This is a genomic window from Luteibacter pinisoli (assembly GCF_006385595.1).
GTDB classification, from domain to species: domain Bacteria; phylum Pseudomonadota; class Gammaproteobacteria; order Xanthomonadales; family Rhodanobacteraceae; genus Luteibacter; species Luteibacter pinisoli.
The window spans coordinates 2,823,548-2,840,726 of the sequence record NZ_CP041046.1; the positions used below are offsets into that span (position 1 = coordinate 2,823,548).

General features: G+C 66.2%; 18 protein-coding genes and 1 riboswitch. Of the genes, 7 read left to right on the forward strand and 11 right to left on the reverse strand.

Annotation, left to right across the window (positions count from 1 at the left end):
- The first annotated feature begins 3 nt into the window (after nt 1–3).
- The 3 genes from FIV34_RS12750 (at nt 4) to ykgO (ending at nt 2,009) form a co-directional block, all read left to right on the forward strand.
- Nucleotides 4–639, forward strand: coding sequence for a 3-oxoacid CoA-transferase subunit B (locus FIV34_RS12750; RefSeq protein ID WP_139983330.1), 636 nt, complete (start codon nt 4–6; stop codon nt 637–639).
- Nucleotides 640–879: 240 nt separating this feature from the next.
- Nucleotides 880–1,794, forward strand: coding sequence for a LysR substrate-binding domain-containing protein (locus tag FIV34_RS12755; RefSeq protein WP_139983332.1), 915 nt, complete (start codon nt 880–882; stop codon nt 1,792–1,794).
- A gap of 89 nt (nt 1,795–1,883) precedes the next feature.
- Nucleotides 1,884–2,009 (forward strand): type B 50S ribosomal protein L36, encoded by a 126-nt coding sequence (gene ykgO / locus FIV34_RS12760; protein ID WP_029213509.1) that lies wholly within the window; start codon nt 1,884–1,886, stop codon nt 2,007–2,009.
- Between the two features lie 76 nt (nt 2,010–2,085).
- On the opposite strand, the gene FIV34_RS12765 is transcribed toward ykgO, so the two are convergent.
- The 6 genes from FIV34_RS12765 to FIV34_RS12790 all read right to left on the reverse strand — a co-directional run bounded on the left by FIV34_RS12765 (nt 2,086) and on the right by FIV34_RS12790 (nt 6,966).
- Nucleotides 2,086–3,885 carry a tetratricopeptide repeat-containing diguanylate cyclase gene (locus tag FIV34_RS12765; RefSeq protein WP_139983334.1) on the reverse strand — a complete coding sequence of 600 codons (1,800 nt, stop codon included), beginning with the start codon at nt 3,883–3,885 and terminating at the stop codon, nt 2,086–2,088.
- A 5-nt stretch (nt 3,886–3,890) separates the two neighbouring features.
- Nucleotides 3,891–4,199 carry a hypothetical protein gene (locus tag FIV34_RS12770; protein WP_139983336.1) on the reverse strand — a complete coding sequence of 103 codons (309 nt, stop codon included), beginning with the start codon at nt 4,197–4,199 and terminating at the stop codon, nt 3,891–3,893.
- A 159-nt stretch (nt 4,200–4,358) separates the two neighbouring features.
- Entirely contained in the window at nt 4,359–4,850 is a 492-nt protein-coding gene (locus FIV34_RS12775) for an Ohr family peroxiredoxin (RefSeq protein ID WP_139983338.1), read from the reverse strand.
- A 14-nt stretch (nt 4,851–4,864) separates the two neighbouring features.
- Entirely contained in the window at nt 4,865–5,626 is a 762-nt protein-coding gene (locus FIV34_RS12780; RefSeq protein WP_139983340.1) for an SDR family oxidoreductase, read from the reverse strand.
- A gap of 75 nt (nt 5,627–5,701) precedes the next feature.
- Nucleotides 5,702–6,712 (reverse strand): LysR family transcriptional regulator, encoded by a 1,011-nt coding sequence (locus FIV34_RS12785; protein ID WP_139983343.1) that lies wholly within the window; start codon nt 6,710–6,712, stop codon nt 5,702–5,704.
- On the reverse strand, nt 6,709–6,966 hold the full coding sequence (locus FIV34_RS12790) for a sigma factor-like helix-turn-helix DNA-binding protein (protein ID WP_139983345.1): 258 nt from the start codon (nt 6,964–6,966) through the stop codon (nt 6,709–6,711). The genes FIV34_RS12785 and FIV34_RS12790 overlap by 4 nt, the downstream gene beginning before the upstream one ends.
- Before the next feature lie 126 nt (nt 6,967–7,092).
- Between FIV34_RS12790 and FIV34_RS12795 the strand changes: the two genes are divergently transcribed.
- From FIV34_RS12795 to FIV34_RS12805, 3 genes are all read left to right on the forward strand, one after another.
- Nucleotides 7,093–7,575 (forward strand): carboxymuconolactone decarboxylase family protein, encoded by a 483-nt coding sequence (locus FIV34_RS12795; protein WP_139983347.1) that lies wholly within the window; start codon nt 7,093–7,095, stop codon nt 7,573–7,575.
- A gap of 28 nt (nt 7,576–7,603) precedes the next feature.
- Nucleotides 7,604–8,032, forward strand: a complete 429-nt coding sequence (locus FIV34_RS12800) for a cupin domain-containing protein (RefSeq protein ID WP_139983349.1) — start codon at nt 7,604–7,606, stop codon at nt 8,030–8,032.
- 77 nt (nt 8,033–8,109) lie between these two features.
- Nucleotides 8,110–9,015: an RNA polymerase sigma-70 factor gene (locus tag FIV34_RS12805; RefSeq protein ID WP_139983351.1), complete on the forward strand. Its 906-nt coding sequence runs from the start codon at nt 8,110–8,112 to the stop codon at nt 9,013–9,015.
- Nucleotides 9,016–9,323: 308 nt separating this feature from the next.
- Here FIV34_RS12805 and greA read toward each other — a convergent pair whose 3' ends face one another.
- From greA to carA, 3 genes are read right to left on the reverse strand one after another with little or no spacing between them, the layout of a single operon-like run.
- Entirely contained in the window at nt 9,324–9,806 is a 483-nt protein-coding gene (gene greA, locus FIV34_RS12810) for a transcription elongation factor GreA (protein WP_139983354.1), read from the reverse strand.
- A complete protein-coding gene (carB, locus tag FIV34_RS12815; RefSeq protein ID WP_139983356.1) occupies nt 9,803–13,030 on the reverse strand; it encodes a carbamoyl-phosphate synthase large subunit in 3,228 nt (1,075 codons plus the stop codon). Before carB ends, greA begins: the two co-directional genes overlap by 4 nt.
- A gap of 49 nt (nt 13,031–13,079) precedes the next feature.
- On the reverse strand, nt 13,080–14,222 hold the full coding sequence (gene carA / locus FIV34_RS12820; RefSeq protein WP_139983358.1) for a glutamine-hydrolyzing carbamoyl-phosphate synthase small subunit: 1,143 nt from the start codon (nt 14,220–14,222) through the stop codon (nt 13,080–13,082).
- Between the two features lie 218 nt (nt 14,223–14,440).
- On the opposite strand from carA, the gene FIV34_RS12825 reads away from it, so the two are divergent.
- Nucleotides 14,441–15,124, forward strand: a complete 684-nt coding sequence (locus FIV34_RS12825; RefSeq protein WP_139983360.1) for a 2OG-Fe(II) oxygenase — start codon at nt 14,441–14,443, stop codon at nt 15,122–15,124.
- Here FIV34_RS12825 and FIV34_RS12830 read toward each other — a convergent pair.
- Together FIV34_RS12830 and dapB are read right to left on the reverse strand one after the other, a co-directional pair.
- On the reverse strand, nt 15,121–16,164 hold the full coding sequence (locus FIV34_RS12830) for a sodium:calcium antiporter (protein WP_246058612.1): 1,044 nt from the start codon (nt 16,162–16,164) through the stop codon (nt 15,121–15,123). The two genes, FIV34_RS12825 and FIV34_RS12830, sit on opposite strands and share 4 nt — an antisense overlap.
- A riboswitch (yybP-ykoY riboswitch) is annotated at nt 16,132–16,344 on the reverse strand. It overlaps the preceding gene by 33 nt.
- A 25-nt stretch (nt 16,345–16,369) precedes the next feature.
- Complete coding sequence (gene dapB / locus FIV34_RS12835; protein WP_139983362.1) at nt 16,370–17,164, reverse strand: 4-hydroxy-tetrahydrodipicolinate reductase; 795 nt, start codon at nt 17,162–17,164, stop codon at nt 16,370–16,372.
- Between the last annotated feature and the right edge of the window lie 15 nt (nt 17,165–17,179).

The window sequence follows — 17,179 nt, forward strand, 5'->3', positions numbered from 1 at the left end:
ACCATGGCCTGGACCCGTGAACAGATGGCGCAGCGCGCCGCCAGGGAGCTCTCCGACGGCGATTACGTCAACCTCGGCATCGGCTTGCCGACGCTGGTGGCCAACCACCTGCCCGAGGGCGTGGATGTGTGGCTGCAATCCGAGAACGGCCTGCTCGGCATCGGCCCCTTCCCCTCTGATGACGAAGTGGATGCCGACCTGATCAACGCCGGCAAGCAGACGGTGACGGCGCGCGACGGCGCGGCGTTTTTCTCCAGCGCGGATTCGTTCGCGATGATCCGCGGCGGCCACATCGATATCTCGATCCTCGGCGCCATGCAGGTGACGGACCAGGGCGACATCGCCAACTGGATGGTGCCCGGCAAGATGGTCAAGGGCATGGGCGGCGCCATGGACCTGGTGGCAGGCGTGAAACGCGTCGTGGTGGTCATGGAGCACACCGCGAAGGATGGCGGCCACAAGATCCTCGAGCATTGCACCCTGCCGCTCACCGGCAAGGGCGTCGTCGATCGCATCATCACCGAGCTGGGCGTGTTCGACGTCACCCCGGACGGCCTCGCGCTGATCGAGCTGGCCCCGGAGGTGGATGTCGAATCCCTGCGCACCGCGACCGGCTGCCGCTTCACCACGGCGCTCTGAGCAGAAAAAAAGCCCCGGTCGCGAGACCGGGGCCTTGAAAAGAAAGTCGCTCCGCAGAGGGCGCCTCAGTGTGGGCCTCGGGGGGGGAGGTAGGCCAGACACCGGGTATAGCGCCAGTACGGAGCGAGGGCCACTACCGACCCAGGGGGAGGGGTTGGTGGTAGGGCGAGGAGGATTATGGATTTCCTAGGAAATGTTCGCCAATATATCTTTCAGCGATCACTTATATGAAATTCGACTATGTTTGACCTGCGCCAGCTGCGCTACTTCGTCGAAGTCGCCGAAACCCTGAGCTTCACCCAGGCCGCGCAACGCCTGCATATCTCCCAGCCGCCGCTTTCCCAGCAGATTCAGGCCCTTGAGGCCGACCTGGGCGTGCGCCTGCTCGACCGTAACCGCCGCCGCGTGGCGCTGACTGAGCCCGGCCGCATCTTCCTGATCGAAGCGAAGGCCATCCTGGCCCGGGCGGAAAGTGCGCGCACGGTCGTGGCCGAGGCTGCCGCCGGCTTCACCGGACAGCTGCGGCTGGCCTACGCCGTCTCCGTATCATTCCATAGAGCGCTTCCGGAAACCCTGCTGCGCTTCTCACATGCGGCACCCGGGGTGAGCCTGCACCTGGTGGAAATGCCCACCGGGGCCCAGTATGACGCCATCCTCAGCGGCCAGATCGACGTCGGCCTGCTCCGCGCGCCGCCCGAGGGCATCGCCAATGCCCGCCAGCTGAACGTGGAAGTGATCGACGAGGAGCCCCTCGTCGTCGCCCTGCCCTCCGGCCACCGGCTGGCCACGCGCGACTCGGTGACGATGGCCGAGCTGGCCAGGGAACGCTTCGTGGCGCCGCCACGCAGCTCGGCCGCCACCCTGATCGACCGGCTGAACCTGCTGGCCGGCAAGGCCAAGTTCCGCCTGAACATCCGCCAGGAAGCCCAGCAGATTCCCTCGCTGCTGCCCCTGGTGGCCGCGGGCATGGGCGTGGCGCTGGTGCCTGCCTCGCTGCGCGCGGTGAGCCTGGATAAGGTCGCCTTCGTGAACATTGACGACCCCGAGGCCTGCCTGTTGCTCGCGGTGGCCAGTCGCGTGGACAATACATCCCCCGTGCTGGATAGCTTCCTGCGCACGGTCCGAGAGGCCCGCGCAAAGCTGGGCCTTGGCTGAAACGCGAGTTGATTCCAGTGCTTGCGTAAGGCCAACGAGATGGTTAGAATCCCGTTTTTCCCGTATCTCATTTGTATCAGGAGCTGGCCGTGAAGGTGCTTTCCTCTTTGAAGTCCGCGAAGTCGCGTCACCGTGACTGCAAAGTCGTGCGCCGCCGCGGCAAAGTGTTCGTGATCTGCAAGTCGAACCCGCGTTTCAAGGCCCGTCAGCGCTAATCAGCCGCGATGGGTTCTACTTAAAAGGCCGCGTAAGCGGCCTTTTTTGTGCGCGTCGTTCGGCGTGCCGGGCGGATCAGCCTGACGCCGCCACCGGATACGGCGAATCCGGGATGTCCCCGCTGTCGCCCATGAACACGCAGTTGCGGCCCGAGCGCTTCGCGCGATACAGCGCGCCATCGGCCACCACCAGCAGGCGGTGCAGCTCAAAGCCACACTGCAGCGTGGACGCCACGCCAAAGCTCGCCGTCACCACCAGCTCTGGTCGCGAAGGCGTCGCCGACGTTGCCGAGATGGACAGGCGCAACTGCTCGGCACGCGCCCTCGCCTGCGCCGGGCTGCAATCGGGCAGCAGCACGGCGAACTCTTCACCGCCCAGGCGGCCGAACACATCGCATGCGTGCAGCGCGCGGCGGCAGACATCCACGGCTCGCTTGAGCACCTCGTCACCCACCGCATGGCCCCAGGTGTCGTTGACGTTCTTGAAGTGGTCGAGGTCAAACAGGATGAGGCAGGCGCCACGATCGGAGCGTGCGCCGTAGGCCAGGACGCGTTCGGACTGCTCGACGAAATGCTCGCGGTTGCAGATACCGGTGAGACCGTCGCGACGCGCCATGCGCATGAAGCGCAATTGCGAACGGCGCAGGCGCAGCACCAGGGCGACGATGCCAACGAGGCTCAGGCCAAGCACGAAGATCCACAGCCGGCCGGTTTCGACTTCCTTGCGATCCAGTGCGTTGGAAAGGCGCAGGATCTCGTTCTTCTTGTTCAGCGTATCGACTTCCGCCTTGCGCGCGACCACCTGCTGGTCAACGAGCTGGAAGGCGAGACTGCGCGCGCTGATGTCATCGAGGTAGGCCTTGTCGGCGGCCATGTACTGCTCGTGGTAATTCAGCGCTGCCTGCGCGTTGCCGACGCGCTGCTCCACTTCATACAGCACCTTGTAGCCTATGCGCCGAGGATCGGTGAACTCATCACGCACCGAACCGGCCACCGCGGACAACGCGAAGCGGCGTGCACTGGCGAGGTCATCCTGGGCCAGGTATGCACTGGCCAGGGTGGCGTCGAACTCGGAGAGCAGCGTGGCGTAATTCATGTCGCGCAGGCCGTCGCGGAACGGCGCCAGTGCATCGATCGCCGACTGCGGCTGCTTGTGTTCCAGGTAGAAGGCGCCGATGTCGGCGCGCATCGTCGCGGCGAACACCTTGTCGCCGGTCTCGTCGCACACGGCCACGGCGTGCAGGTACATCGGATCGATCGCCGTCAGCCGGTTGGCTTCGCGGCGCGCACGCAGCAGGTGCTGCATGCCCTTGCACTCGCTCTCGCCAGGCGGTGCGTCTTCAATCATCTGCTTCGCATACGCTTCGGCGGCATCGAACTGGCCGGCCGAACTGAGCAATTGCGAGGCTTCGCCCAGCGCCGCGAAGCGTGCACGACTATCGCGCACCGTCGGCAGCAGTTCCTGCATCTGGTTGAGGCGGCGGAACGCGTCTTCGTAGCGATGCGATACGCCGAACAGGTTAATCAGCGTGGCCAGCGAGCGCACGCGCAGCGCCGCATCCGGCGCCGTATCCGCGACGCTTTCCAGCAGGCCGCGCGCCTTGTCGTATTCACCCACCCACGTGGCGCGCCAGCCTTCCAGGAAGGAGAGCTTCGCGGCGCTGCCGTTATCGAGCTGCCCGCGCATGGGCTCGACTTCCTGCAACAGACGGCTAAACCCGTCGAAGTCGGACAGCTTGATCCGGTCGGCGCGATCGATCATCTCGCTGCCCTTCGCCGCCGCGGCCGACGCTGCGGCGCCGCCGGCATGGGCCACGCCCACGGCGAGCATGGCCGTGGCCATCAGCAAGCAAGCCTGGCGGACCCAGCGGCGCACGGTAGTCAATGCACCTTCTGCGGGGTGGTCGGGACGCCGCCCGGGGCTTTCTTCTTCATCGGCGGATTGCCGTCTTCGTCGGTGTCTTCATCGTCGTCGGCAGGCGGCGCCTTCTCCTCATCGGGGCCGGGCATCTGCGAGGCGATGAACTGCACGCCGCCCAAGAGCGCGCGCAGTTCGTCGGCGCCGCCCGCCACCAGGGCGTGCCGCGTCGCTTCGTCGTGGATATCCAGCGTGGAGAGCAGCGCCTCGCGATCGGCCGGAGGGCCGTATCGCAGCGCCGCGTCCTGCCCGACGCGGGCGAGAAACTCCATGAGGTTCCCCATAGCACCTAATCCCTGGGCTCGGAAGGCCTGCTCCCGGCCCGTTCGGTTCGCCTCCCCGCGAGGCCGAATCATGGGGCCGATGATACCTCTACGCGGCACAGCGCAGTAGTAGGCCAGCCGGCTGGGTCTAAAGGGACGAGATGGCCGTCACGGCTCCAGCGCCACCGTGCACTCGATGCCTTGCCGCGCCATCTTGGCGTAAGGGCACAACCGCTCCGTGTGGCGCACCAGGGCCTCGGCGAGCGCGCGCTCCACCCCGGGCAGCGCGATACGGACGTCCGCCACCAGCGTGAACTGGCCGTCCATCGGGTCGCGACCGAAGGTGACCTTCGCCTTCACGGCCGCGTCGGGAATGGTGATGGCCGAGCGTTCGGCCAGCAGGCTCAGGGCGCCGTGGAAGCACGCCGCGAAGCCCGCCGCAAATAATTGCTCCGGATTGGTGCCGCCGCCGGGCCCGCCCAGCGCGGGCGGCAGGCGCAGCTGGACGTCCAGTTCGCCGTCCGTGGAACGCGCCACGCCCGAGGCACGGGCATGGCGCGCGACACCACCGGTCACCGTCACGTCGGCGGTGTACAGGGGCTGGAAGACGTCACCGTGGTAACGATCCAGGAACGAGAGAGGCGGTGCCTTCGGCGCCATGGCGACGGCTCGCCTTAACCCTTGGCACGCAGGCCAGGTGCGTGATCTCGCAGCCACGCATCGAGGGTGATGGTGCCGAGATGGGCGCCGGGGCCCGGCAACAGGGACTCCCACGCGATGGGCGCGCCAAAGTACGGCGCGGCCGGGTCGCCCTTCACCTCGCGCGTGTCACCGATGGCGCGCAGGTAGCGGCGGACCAGTTCGTCCATCGGGAACGCCTCCGGGCCGGCAATCTCGCGACAGCCGTTGAGAGGATCCGCCATGGCCGCCTCAGCCACGGCATCGGCGACCTCTTCCGCGGCGATCGGCTGGATGCCGCCCGTGGAGAGGGTGAGAGATGCGCCCGCCTCGCTGGCGATACCGCCCGTGAACTCGAGGAACTGGGTGGCACGGACGATGGTGTAAGGAATGCTCGAATCACGGATCAACGCTTCCTGGGCCACCTTGGCGGCGAAGTACGCGTTACCCGGCGGACGGTCGCAACCGACGATGGACAGGGCGACGTGGTGCCATACGCCCGCCTTGCGCTCCGCTTCGGCGAGGTTGCGCCCTGCCGTGGTGAAAAAGTGCATGACATCGTCCGCGGCGAACGACGGCGAGTTCGCCACATCCACCACCGTGTTGACGCCGACCATCGCGGCATCCAGCCCTTCGCCGGTCAGCGTGTTGACGCCACTGGACGGCGACGCCGCCACCACATCGTGGCCATGGCTGCGGAGGCGCGACACCACCTTGCTGCCAATGAGGCCGGTACCACCGATGACGAGGATTTTCATGATTGTCTCCAACGTTATGACGCAAGGTGAAAGCGTAGGCGTGGCCAAACGCACCCGGTAGCCCTGCCCCGGGCCTTACCGTGTTGCCGCCAGGGCACCAATCCGGTTGTCGTCGCCGCAGTCGAAATCCAGCGCGCGAATGGCCGAGACCATGTAATCCACGAACACGCGGATGCGTGACGGCATCTGCTGGCGGCTGAGGTAGCAGACGTAGTGCCCGCGATCCTCCGGGGCGTGCTGCGGCAGGCACGACACCAGCCGCCCGGCCTTCAGGTGGTCGCACACCTGGTAGCCCGCCAGCTGGGCCAGCCCTTCGCCGTCCAGCGCGGCTTGCAGCACCAGGTCGGCGTCGTTGAACGAGAGCATCGACGCCGGGCGCACCTTGCGGTCACGGCCGTCCACGCGGAATTCCCAGTCAAAGGTTCGGCCGTTGGCCAGCCGATAGCCCAGGCACTCCATCCCGGCGATGTCGTCGAGCGACGCCGGTGCCGGATGCGCCTCGAGGTAACCCGGCGAGGCGCACAGGAACAGCCGCATCGGCACGATCTGCCGGGCGATGACCTGGCTGTCTTCCATGCGGCCGTTGCGGAAAGCGACGTCGACGTGGTCCGTGATGAAATCGGCCTGGCGATCATCCAGCAGCAGTTCCACCGCGACATCCGGGTAAGCCGCGCGGAAGCCATGCAGCAGGGGCGCGACCACCTTGCGTCCGAAGCCGACGGCCGCACTGATGCGCAGGCGGCCGCGCGGCGGCCCCTCGCGCAGCTCGCGCATGTCTTCGAGCGCCTGCGCAATGCGCTCCACGCCGGGCTGGCAGTTTTCAAAGAACAGCGCGCCCTCGGGCGTTAGCGAGGTGCTGCGCGTGGTGCGCGAGAACAGCCGCGCGCCCACCTGCTGCTCCAGCTTCTGCACGCTGCGGCTCACCGCGCTCCGGCCAATCCCGAGGCGATCCGCCGCGCGGGCGAAGCTGCCCTCGTTCACCACCGCGATGAAGGCAATGACGCCGGCGTAACTGGCGGAAAAACTGGACGTGAGCGCGTCGACGCCCGCGCTGCGGGCAAGTGTCGGGAAAGGCGTAACGTTCATGCGGTGTCTCCGTGGCCGCCGGCATGCAGGGCACGCAGGCGCGATCGGGCGTCGTCAACCAGCTGGCGGCAGGTGGCGGCGTCGTGGCCGAGCAAGGCGGCGATGTCGTCAGGGGATTGACCCAGGACGTCGTTCAACAGAAAGGCCAGCCGCGCCAGGGGCGGTAATTGCTCCAGTGCGGCCAGGAACTCGATCCAGACGCGGTCGTGGGTCTCCATGCAGAACAGACGAGATAGGCCTCGCGCCTGTGACATCGGGATTGGTGCGCGTCGCGCAACACGGTGAAGACGCCTTCGTGGCTACCGGACCGGTAGCCGCGCGCCTAGCTTTACAGGCGTCCCGGAACGCCGGGCCCCCTCCCTATCCCTGAGGATCCAACGATGGCAAAGCGCCTCGATTACCAGCTGCAGTCGCCGGAATTCACCAAAAAGCTCGTCGAGCTTTCCATGGCACAGCGCAAGGACAGCAGCATCGAAGTGAGCCTGAAGCACCTGCTTGAGCTGCGCGCCTCGCAGATGAACGGCTGCGGCTTCTGCGTGGACATGCACGTGAAGGAAGCCATCGCCAGCGGCGAGCGGCAGCTACGCCTGCACCACGTGGCCATCTGGCGCGAGTCGGACCAGTTCACGCCGCGCGAGCGCGCCCTGCTGGCGTACACCGAGGCACTCACGCACATCAAGGCCGAGGGCATTTCGGACGAGCTTTACAAGACAGTGCGCGAGCAGTTCTCGGAAAAGGAACTGTCCGACCTGACCTTCGCCATCATGACGATCAACGCATGGAATCGCGTCAACGTGGCCTTCCACACCGTGCCGGGCTCGCTGGACAAGGCCTACGGCCTGGACAAGGTCGTCGTCGGCTAAGCGCACCCACCCACCAGAGGACGTGCATATGACATCCATCTATAAACTTGCCGCGTTTGGCTTGCTCGCCGTGTCCGGCGGGTCGTTCGCCCACGGTGGCGAGGCGCCGACCGCCGTGCAGCCCAGGGTCACCCCCGTGACCCAGAAGGACATGCCTGACGCCCCGGGCAAGGAAATCGTCGTCATCACCGTCGATTACCCGCCCGGCGTGGTCGAACACGTGCACCGGCACGACGCCAACGCCATCGTCTACGTGCTCGAAGGCAACATCATCGAGGGCGTGAAGGGACAGCCGGACCAGCACCTGAAAGCCGGTGACACCTTCTACGAAGGCCCGAACGACGTCCATACGGTGGGCCGCAACGCCAGTAAGACCGAGCCGGCGAAGTTCCTGGTCTTCATCGTCAAGGACAAGAACAAGCCCGTCGTGATCCCGGTGGCGGAAGGCGGCCATTAGCCAAGAACCGCAGGAACGTGCTGGACGGGGGTGGCGGCGCGTGTCACAACTCGACGGCCTGAAACGTCTGAGATGACATGAGCGCCGCTACCGCCACTTTCACTGCCCTGCGGCCCCGCCTCCACGGGATCGCCTACCGCATGCTCGGCTCGGTCCCCGAAGCCGAGGATGTGGTGCAGGACGTGTGGCTGCGCTGGCACGGGGCCGACGAGCAAAGCATCGAGAACCCCGAAGCCTGGCTGGTGGCCGCGACGACGCGGCGTGCCATCGACCAGCTGCGTGCCGCGCGTACCCGCCGCGAGCAGTACTTCGGCATCTGGCTGCCCGAGCCCGTGCTCACTGACGACAGCGCCACGCCGGAAGACCTGCAGGAGCTCGCCAGCAACGTCTCCGTGGCCTTTCTCGCCCTGCTCGAGCGCCTGGCGCCCGAGGCACGCGCGGCGTTCCTGCTGCGCGAAGTGTTCGATGAAGATTACCCGGAGATCGCCCGCGTGCTGGGCAAATCCGAGGCCGCCTGCCGCCAGCTCGTGCATCGGGCGAAAGATCAGTTGCGCGATGAGCGCCCGCGCTTCGAAGTGAACCGCGCCATGCATGCCAGCCTCGTGCAACGCTTTGCCAGTGCCATGAGCACGGGCGATTTCCGTTCCATGCGCGAGCTGCTCGCACCCGACGCCGTGCTCATGGGCGATGGCGGCGGCCACGTCAGCAGCTTCCCCAAGCCGATGGAAGGTGGCGTGCGGATTGCGCAGTTGCTGTACGCGCCGAGCATCCGCAACGATCGGGGCATGCGCATCGAGATCACCCGGGTCAACGGCGAACCCGCCCTGCTGCGCTTCTTCGGCGGCGCCCTGGAATCCGTGCAGACGTTTGCCATCGAGGACGGCCGTATCGCGGCCATCCACGTGCAGCGCAACCCCGAGAAACTCACCCGTTTTGTCGCTCGTAAGGCAGGATTTGCCCAGATATCGGGGACCGGGCAATAGAACATGTTCATTCGCATGGCGAATGCGTGTCTCATGCGGCTTCGCCGCCTCACGCTCGATAGGTTCAGGAAGCGGCGGATGGTCAGGCCCTTGGGGCCGACATAAGCGGAGGGCCGCGTAACGCAATGATCTTTGACACGGGCACCTACGGCCCGGTCCGGAGGTCCGCGTCTGGCGGACCCAAGGGCCTTCCCGCTCCCGACGCCGATGCCCCACTGGGCGCGAAAAACGTGCGGCGGCCCCGGTAATGCGCAATGAACCAAAAAAAACCCCGCCGAAGCGGGGTTTTTCGTCTCACCTGTAACGCATTACTTGTAGCGGACGCCCTTGATTTCGTACGTCTTCGTGCCGTTGGGCGCGTTGAAGTCGAATTCGTCGCCTTCGTTCTTGCCGATCAGCGCACGGGCGATGGGGGAACTCACCGCGATCAGGTTCTTCTTGATGTCGGCTTCCAGGTCGCCAACGATCTGGTACGTCACTTCCGCCTCGCTATCGAGGTCGACCAGGTCGACGATGGCGCCGAACACGATGCGCTTGCCTACCGACAGTCGCTCGGTATCGATGATCTCGGCATTGGAAAGCGCAGCCTCCAGCTCGTTGATGCGGCCTTCGTTGAAGCCATGCATCTCGCGAGCCGCGTGGTACTCGGCGTTTTCCTTCAGGTCGCCATGCGCACGGGCCTCGGCCACGGCCGCGACGATCTCCGGTCGCTTCACGCGCTTCAGGTATTCCAGCTCATCGCGCAGGCGGTCGGCACCTACCGCAGTCAAGGGGGGACGGGTAGCACTCATGCGTTCAGCTCCTTGTGCAGTTCCTGCAGGCTGTTCACTTCCGGATCGGCATGGAAGTCGAGCGAGTGCACCAGGGCACGCGCACCAGCGACGGTGGTGGAATACGTGACGCGCTGCTGCAGCGCTTCGCGGCGGATGGAGAACGAATCGGAGATGGCCTGCTTGCCTTCCGTCGTGTTCACGATATAGACCACTTCGCCGTTCTTGATCAGGTCGACGATGTGCGGACGGCCCTCGAGCACCTTGTTGATGCGCTCGCACGGCACGCCGTTGTCCTGCAGGAACTTCGAGGTACCCGAGGTGGCGACGATGACATAGCCACGCTCGGCCACGTCCTTCGCGATCGGCAGCAGGCGGTCCTTATCGGCATCACGCACCGACATGAACACCTTGCCCTTCGGCGGTGCCTTGATGCCGGCGGCTTCGTGGCCACGTGCGAACGCGGCGCCGAAGGTACGGCCCACGCCCATCACTTCACCGGTGGAGCGCATCTCGGGGCCGAGGATCGGATCCACGTTCTGGAACTTCAGGAACGGGAAGATCGCTTCCTTCACCGAGTAGTACGTCGGGATCACTTCCTTCGTGGCGCCCTGCTCGGTCAGCGTGCGGCCGGCCATCGCACGCGCGGCGATCTTCGCCAGCGACACGCCGGTGGCCTTGCAGACGAACGGCACGGTGCGCGAGGCACGCGGGTTCACCTCGAGGATGAACACGTCGTCGCCCTGGATGGCGAACTGGGTGTTCATCAGGCCGACGACCTTCAGTTCCTTCGCCATCAGCTTCACCTGGCGGCGCATTTCATCCTGCACTTCGGCGCTCAGCGAGTACGCCGGCAGCGAGCACGAGGAATCGCCCGAATGCACGCCGGCCTCTTCGATATGCTCCATGATGCCGCCGATCAGCACGTTGCCATCGGCATCCGCGACGATATCGACGTCCACTTCCACGGCATGGTCGAGGAAGCGATCCAGCAGCACCGGCGAATCGTTCGATACCTGCACGGCTTCACGCATGTAGCGCGAGAGATCCGAATCGGCGTGGACGATTTCCATGGCGCGGCCGCCGAGCACGTAGCTCGGGCGCACCACCAGCGGGTAACCAATCTCGCGCGCCAGCGCCAGCGCCTCGTCGGCGTTGCGCGCGGTGCGGTTCGGCGGCTGCTTCAGGTCCAGCTTCTGGATCATCTTCTGGAAGCGCTCGCGGTCTTCCGCCAGGTCGATCGAGTCGGCACTGGTTCCGATGACCGGCACGCCGGCGGCTTCCAGCGCACGCGCCAGCTTCAGCGGGGTCTGGCCGCCGTACTGCACGATGACGCCCTTCGGCTTCTCGAGGTCGACGATTTCCAGCACGTCTTCCAGGGTGAGCGGCTCGAAGTAGAGACGGTCGGAGGTGTCGTAATCGGTGGAGACGGTTTCCGGGTTGCAGTTGACCATGATGGTTTCAAAACCATCCTCGCGCAGGGCGAGCGCGGCGTGCACGCAGCAGTAGTCGAACTCGATACCCTGGCCAATGCGGTTCGGGCCACCGCCCAGGACGATGATCTTGTCCTTGTTCGTCGGGTTGGCCTCGCACTCTTCCTCGTACGTGGAATACATGTACGCGGTGGTGGTGGCGAACTCGGCGGCGCAGGAGTCCACGCGCTTGTACACCGGGCGCACGCCCAGCGTCTTGCGCAGGTGGCGCAGCGCGTTTTCGTCGGTGCCCACCAGCTCGGCCAGGCGCGCGTCGGCAAAGCCCATGCGCTTGAGTTCGCGCATGCGCGGCTCGTCCAGCGCGGTGAGGCCCTGGCGCTGCACTTCGCCTTCGGTCATCACGATGTCTTCGAACGCGGCGAGGAACCACGGATCGATGCGGGTCAGGTCGTGCACTTCTTCCAGCGACAGGCCGGCGCGGAAGGCGTCAGCCACGTGGAAGACGCGGTCCGGGCGCGGCTCGCGCAGTTCGCGCTTCAGCGTCAGGAAGCCTTCTTCGCTGCCGATGTCCAGGCCGGTCGGGTTGAGGCCGGTCTTGCCGATCTCGAGGCCACGCAGCGCCTTCTGCATCGATTCGTGGAAGGTGCGACCCATCGCCATCACTTCACCCACCGACTTCATCTGGGTGGTGAGGCGGGCGTCGGCCGCCGGGAACTTCTCGAACGCGAAGCGCGGGATCTTGGTGACGACGTAGTCGATGGACGGCTCGAACGACGCCGGGGTGAGGCCACCGGTGATGTCGTTGCGCAGTTCGTCCAGCGTGTAGCCCACGGCGAGCTTGGCGGCCACCTTGGCGATCGGGAAGCCGGTGGCCTTGGAGGCCAGCGCCGACGAACGCGACACGCGCGGGTTCATTTCGATGACGACCACGCGGCCGTCTTCGGCGTTGATGCCGAACTGCACGTTGGAGCCGCCGGTGTCCACGCCGATCTTGCGCAGCACCGCGATGGAGGCGTTACGCAGGCGCTGGTATTCCTTGTCCGTCAGGGTCTGCGCCGGCGCCACCGTGATGGAGTCGCCCGTGTGCACGCCCATCGGGTCGAAGTTTTCGATCGAGCAGACGATGATGCAGTTGTCCGCCTTGTCGCGGACCACTTCCATCTCGAACTCTTTCCAGCCCAGCACGGACTCTTCCACCAGCACTTCGTGCACCGGGGAGAGCTCGAGGCCGCGGCCGACGATCTCGACGAATTCTTCCTTGTTGTACGCGATGCCGCCGCCCGAGCCGCCCAGGGTGAAGCTGGGGCGGATGATGGTCGGGAAGCCGACGGTGGCCTGGATTTCCAGCGCCTGTTCCATCGAGCGGGCCACTTCGGCCTTCGGGCATTCCAGGCCGATCTCGGCCATGGCGATGCGGAACAGGTTGCGGTCTTCGGCCATGCGGATGGCTTCGCGCGAGGCACCGATCAGCTCGACGCCGTAGCGCTCGAGCACGCCGTTGTCGGCGAGGTCCAGGGCGCAGTTGAGGCCGGTCTGGCCGCCCATCGTCGGCAGGATCGCGTCGGGGCGCTCCTTGGCGATGATGCGCTCCACCGTCTGCCAGTTGATCGGCTCGATGTAGACGGCGTGGGCCGTTTCCGGGTCGGTCATGATCGTCGCCGGGTTCGAATTGACCAGGACGACGCGGTAACCCTCTTCCTTCAGCGCCTTGCAGGCCTGGGCGCCGGAATAGTCGAACTCACAGGCCTGGCCGATAACGATCGGGCCAGCACCGATGACGAGGATGGTCTTGATGTCTGTGCGCTTGGGCATGGTTTCTCTCGCGAATCGAAGGCGGATGGAAGGTGGCGTGCGGCAGGCGTCAGGACGCCTGCTTCGCCTTGTGCGCTTCCATCGCGGCAAGGAACGTATCGAACAGGTAGCCGACGTCTTCCGGGCCCGGGCTGGCTTCCGGGTGGCCCTGGAAGCAGAACGCCGGGCGGTCGGTCAGGGCAAAGCCCTGCAGCGAGCCGTCGAACAGCGAGGTATGCGTGATGCGCACGTTGGCCGGCAGCGTCGCCGGATCCACCGCGAAGCCGTGGTTCTGCGAGCTGATCAGCACGCGGCCGGTGTCGTGGTCCTTCACCGGGTGGTTCGCGCCATGGTGGCCAAACTTCATCTTCAGCGTCTTCGCGCCGATCGCGAGGGCCATGATCTGGTGGCCGAGGCAGATGCCGAACACCGGGATCTTCGTGTCGAGGATCTGCTTCGTCGACTCGATGGCGTAGTCGCACGCGGCCGGGTCGCCCGGGCCGTTGGCGAGGAAGATGCCATCCGGGTTCATCGCCAGCACCTCGGCCGCCGGCGTCTGCGCCGGGACCACGGTGATGTCGACGCCGCGGCCGGCGAGCAGGCGCAGGATGTTCTGCTTCACGCCGTAGTCGTAGGCCACCACGCGGAATTTCTTGGGCGCGTTGTAGAAGGCCTGCTTGTCGAGGTCGTACACGCCCTCGTTCCACTGGTAGGCCTTCGTGGTGCTGACCACCTTGGCCAGGTCCATGCCGTTGAGGCCCGGGAAGGCTTTCGCCTTCGCCACGGCGGCGTCGGCGTCGATGGCGTCACCCGCCACGATGCAGCCGTTCAGGGCGCCCTTCTCGCGCAGGATGCGCGTAAGGCGGCGGGTATCGATGCCGGCGATGGCCACGACGTTGTGGCGCTCGAGGTACTGCGGCAGCGGTTCCTGGCTACGCCAGTTGCTGGCCAGGCGCGGGACGTCGCGGACGATCAGGCCAGCCGCGTGGACGCGGTCGGCTTCGACGTCGACGTCGTTGGTGCCGGTGTTGCCAATGTGCGGGTACGTGAGGGTGACGATCTGCTGGTTGTACGACGGGTCGGTCAGGATTTCCTGATAACCGGTCATGGCGGTGTTGAACACCACTTCACCAACGGTCTCACCGCGGGCACCGACCGCGTGGCCGTGAAAAACGCTGCCGTCTTCGAGAGCAAGCAGAGCAGGAGTACGCATGGGATGGCCGCCTTCGGGTGCAGCAAAGCCCGCAAGCCGGCGTAAAAGCGAGCTCGTGGGCCTTGGGGATGGGATCGTTTGGGCGGGTAAGAATGATAGGGCCGAAGAGCCCTTTTGTCCACGGGCTTAGCATGACGACTTACGTAGGATTACGTGCCGGATACCCACTCTGGCACGATATAATCGCTCCCAGTGGTACCTGACCGAGAATCGCCCGCATGCTGCTCGACCCTGCCCGCCTGGACCGTCCTGATACCGACATCCGGCACGAGCCGTTCTCGTTCATGATCGCCCACGGGCAGCTGCCGGACGAATCGCGCGGCGACCTGGACCGGGATTTCCCCCAGTACTCCAGCGCCGGCTTCTTCCCCTACGACGCCGCCGACTGCGGCCCGTCGGTGAACGAACTGGTCGGCCAGATGACGTCGCGCCAGTTTTCGGCCGCCATCGGGCGCCACCTGGGCATCGACGGCCTGGAAACCTACCCGACCCTGGTGACGCTGTGCCGCAACCTCAACCGCCGGCACGGCACCATCCACACGGACAGCAAGTCCAAGATCGCCACCGCGCTGATCTACCTGAATCCGATGTGGCCGGACACCAGCGACGGCTGCCTGCGCTTCCTGGCCTCCATCGACAACATCGACGACGTCGTGGCGCCGGAGCTGAAGCCGCTGTACGGCGAATTTGCCGTGTTTCGCCGCTCCGAAAACTCCTTCCACGGCCACCTGCCCTATGAGGGCGAGCGCCGGGTGATCCAGGTGGCCTGGCTCACCTCGGAAGAGGAAAAGGCCCGCAAGACCAAGCGCGGCAAGTTCTCACGGGCCTTCAAGAAGATCTTCGGCAAGCTGGACCGCAAGGTCGGCGCCGACCGCGACCGCAGCGCCAGCCATCGCGACTAACGGGCGCCGAAGTACCAGCCGACGAACAGGGCGAACACGCCGTAGAGCGCACCGATCGGCATCAGCCAGCGCGCCTCGACCGACCCGCGGCGGAACATGGCCCACAGGACCACGACGGCCACGGCGGTGATCACGCCGGCCACGATCAGCGGCGTATCGAACAGCCACGGCGTGGCGAACAGCGCCAGGGAGCTGGGGATGGTTGCCTGGATCATCATCGCGCCGGAGATATTGGCCAGCGCGAGGCGCTCCTTGCCCTGGCGCACCCAGATCAGCGCGTTCACCGTCTCGGGCAACTCCGTGGCCACCGGGCTCAGCACCAGGGCCACCAGGTGCGGCGAGAGGTGGAAGAACTCCCCGAACGCCTCCAGCTGCCAGACGAAGACACGCGACGCGACGGCGATGACCAGCAGCGCCAGGCCGGTCTGCGCCAGCACCCAGCGCATGGCGGGGTTCTCGTCGTGGGGGCGGAAGGTCAGCGCCTCGAGGGTTTCCTCCTCCGGGGCGGTCGTGTCGTCACGCATCTCGCGCCAGACGTAGGCCACGTAGGCCAGCAGGAAGAGCACGCCCAGCCACGGCTTCCAGGCAAAAGCGACCAGGCCCAGGCCCACCTTCACGACGAAGATGGCGAGGAACCACGACTGGTCGCGGGCCAGCCGCTGGTTGTCGACGCGCACCCGGGTGTCGGGGCGATTCAGGCGCTTACGGCCGGCATATAAAGCAAAACCTACGACGGCGTAGGCGATGGTCGCCAGCACCAGCGGGCCGCCGAGGGCGGCGCCGACACCGATATCGCGGGCTTCCGGCGTCTTGCCGAACATCACGGCGACGAACGTCACCGCGCTTTCAGGCAGGGCCGTACCGAAGGCGGCCAGCACCGTACCCGTCGCGGTCGCGCCGAGGTTGAGCTTGCGCCCAAACCATTCGACACCGTTGACGAAGTACTCGCAGGCGAAATAGATAGCCCCGGCGGAAACCAGGAAAAGGAACAGGGTCAGCAGCATAGATAGCATCAGGCCGGGCGAGCGCACGAGAACCATGGCACAACGACACCGCTCGCCCGGCCGGGTGAGCATGTCGATGGCCAAAGGTCTCGCCGGGCCGGCAGCGTGCTCTCCACACGCTACTGCCGTTCGCGCCATGGGGTCCGGAGACCACCAAGTCTGTTGACGCGAACTCCTCAGGGGGAACGAGGATGGCTACTCCCCAATGACATCAGGCGAAATGTTAACACGGTTTCCCGGCTTACACCTTCGCGGCGATGACGTCCTCGATCGTCCAGGTGCCGGGCGCGCGGCCGGCCATCCAGGCGGCGGCCTCGAGGGCACCGCGGGCGAAGATGCTGCGATCGGTGGCCCGGTGGCCGAGTTCGATGCGCTCGCCCTGCCCCATGATCAGCGCCTGGTGCTCGCCGACGATGTCACCGCCGCGGACCACGGCAAAGCCAATGGTGCCGGCCTCGCGCGCCCCCGGGCGGCCTTCGCGGGCGTACACCGCCAGGTCGTCGAGGCACGCCCCGCGGCCGGCCGCGGCCGCATGGCCCAGGGCCAGCGCGGTGCCGGAGGGCGCGTCTTCCTTCCTGTTGTGGTGGGCTTCGACGATGTCGATATCCCAGCCCGGCAGCGCCGCCGCGGCTTCGCGGAGCAGCCGCGTGAGCACGGCCACGCCCAGGCTGAAGTTGGCGGCACGCAGGATGGCGATGCGCTCGGCGGCGTGGCTCAAGCGCTCTTCCATGGCGGCGTCGAGGCCCGTGGTGCCGGTCACCAGCGCGGCGCCGGTCGCCTCGCACACGTCGAGCGCGGCGCCGAGACCTTCCGGGCCGCTGAAGTCGATGACGACATCGATGCCAGCGGTGTCTTCCCAGCCGGTGAAGCGCAGCGCGGAGACGTCGTTGTAAGCGGCCTTGCCGAGGCGGGCCGACTGCGCGGAGACCACGGCACGGACCAGCTCGAAGCGTTCGTCATCACGCACGAGGTTGAGCAGTGCGAGGCCCATGCGGCCGGAGGCGCCGCTGATGGCGAGACGAACGGGGCGGGTCATGGCGATGGCCTCAAC

Coding starts and splice junctions, on each gene's coding strand:
- FIV34_RS12750 (WP_139983330.1), top strand. CDS start 4: ATGGCCTGGACCCGTGAACAGATGGCGCAGCGCGCCGCCAGGGAGCTC.
- FIV34_RS12755 (WP_139983332.1), top strand. CDS start 880: ATGTTTGACCTGCGCCAGCTGCGCTACTTCGTCGAAGTCGCCGAAACC.
- FIV34_RS12770 (WP_139983336.1), bottom strand. CDS start 4,199: ATGGAGTTTCTCGCCCGCGTCGGGCAGGACGCGGCGCTGCGATACGGC.
- FIV34_RS12775 (WP_139983338.1), bottom strand. CDS start 4,850: ATGGCGCCGAAGGCACCGCCTCTCTCGTTCCTGGATCGTTACCACGGT.
- FIV34_RS12780 (WP_139983340.1), bottom strand. CDS start 5,626: ATGAAAATCCTCGTCATCGGTGGTACCGGCCTCATTGGCAGCAAGGTG.
- FIV34_RS12785 (WP_139983343.1), bottom strand. CDS start 6,712: ATGAACGTTACGCCTTTCCCGACACTTGCCCGCAGCGCGGGCGTCGAC.
- FIV34_RS12790 (WP_139983345.1), bottom strand. CDS start 6,966: ATGTCACAGGCGCGAGGCCTATCTCGTCTGTTCTGCATGGAGACCCAC.
- FIV34_RS12795 (WP_139983347.1), top strand. CDS start 7,093: ATGGCAAAGCGCCTCGATTACCAGCTGCAGTCGCCGGAATTCACCAAA.
- FIV34_RS12800 (WP_139983349.1), top strand. CDS start 7,604: ATGACATCCATCTATAAACTTGCCGCGTTTGGCTTGCTCGCCGTGTCC.
- FIV34_RS12805 (WP_139983351.1), top strand. CDS start 8,110: ATGAGCGCCGCTACCGCCACTTTCACTGCCCTGCGGCCCCGCCTCCAC.
- greA (WP_139983354.1), bottom strand. CDS start 9,806: ATGAGTGCTACCCGTCCCCCCTTGACTGCGGTAGGTGCCGACCGCCTG.
- carB (WP_139983356.1), bottom strand. CDS start 13,030: ATGCCCAAGCGCACAGACATCAAGACCATCCTCGTCATCGGTGCTGGC.
- carA (WP_139983358.1), bottom strand. CDS start 14,222: ATGCGTACTCCTGCTCTGCTTGCTCTCGAAGACGGCAGCGTTTTTCAC.
- FIV34_RS12825 (WP_139983360.1), top strand. CDS start 14,441: ATGCTGCTCGACCCTGCCCGCCTGGACCGTCCTGATACCGACATCCGG.
- FIV34_RS12830 (WP_246058612.1), bottom strand. CDS start 16,164: ATGGTTCTCGTGCGCTCGCCCGGCCTGATGCTATCTATGCTGCTGACC.
- dapB (WP_139983362.1), bottom strand. CDS start 17,164: ATGACCCGCCCCGTTCGTCTCGCCATCAGCGGCGCCTCCGGCCGCATG.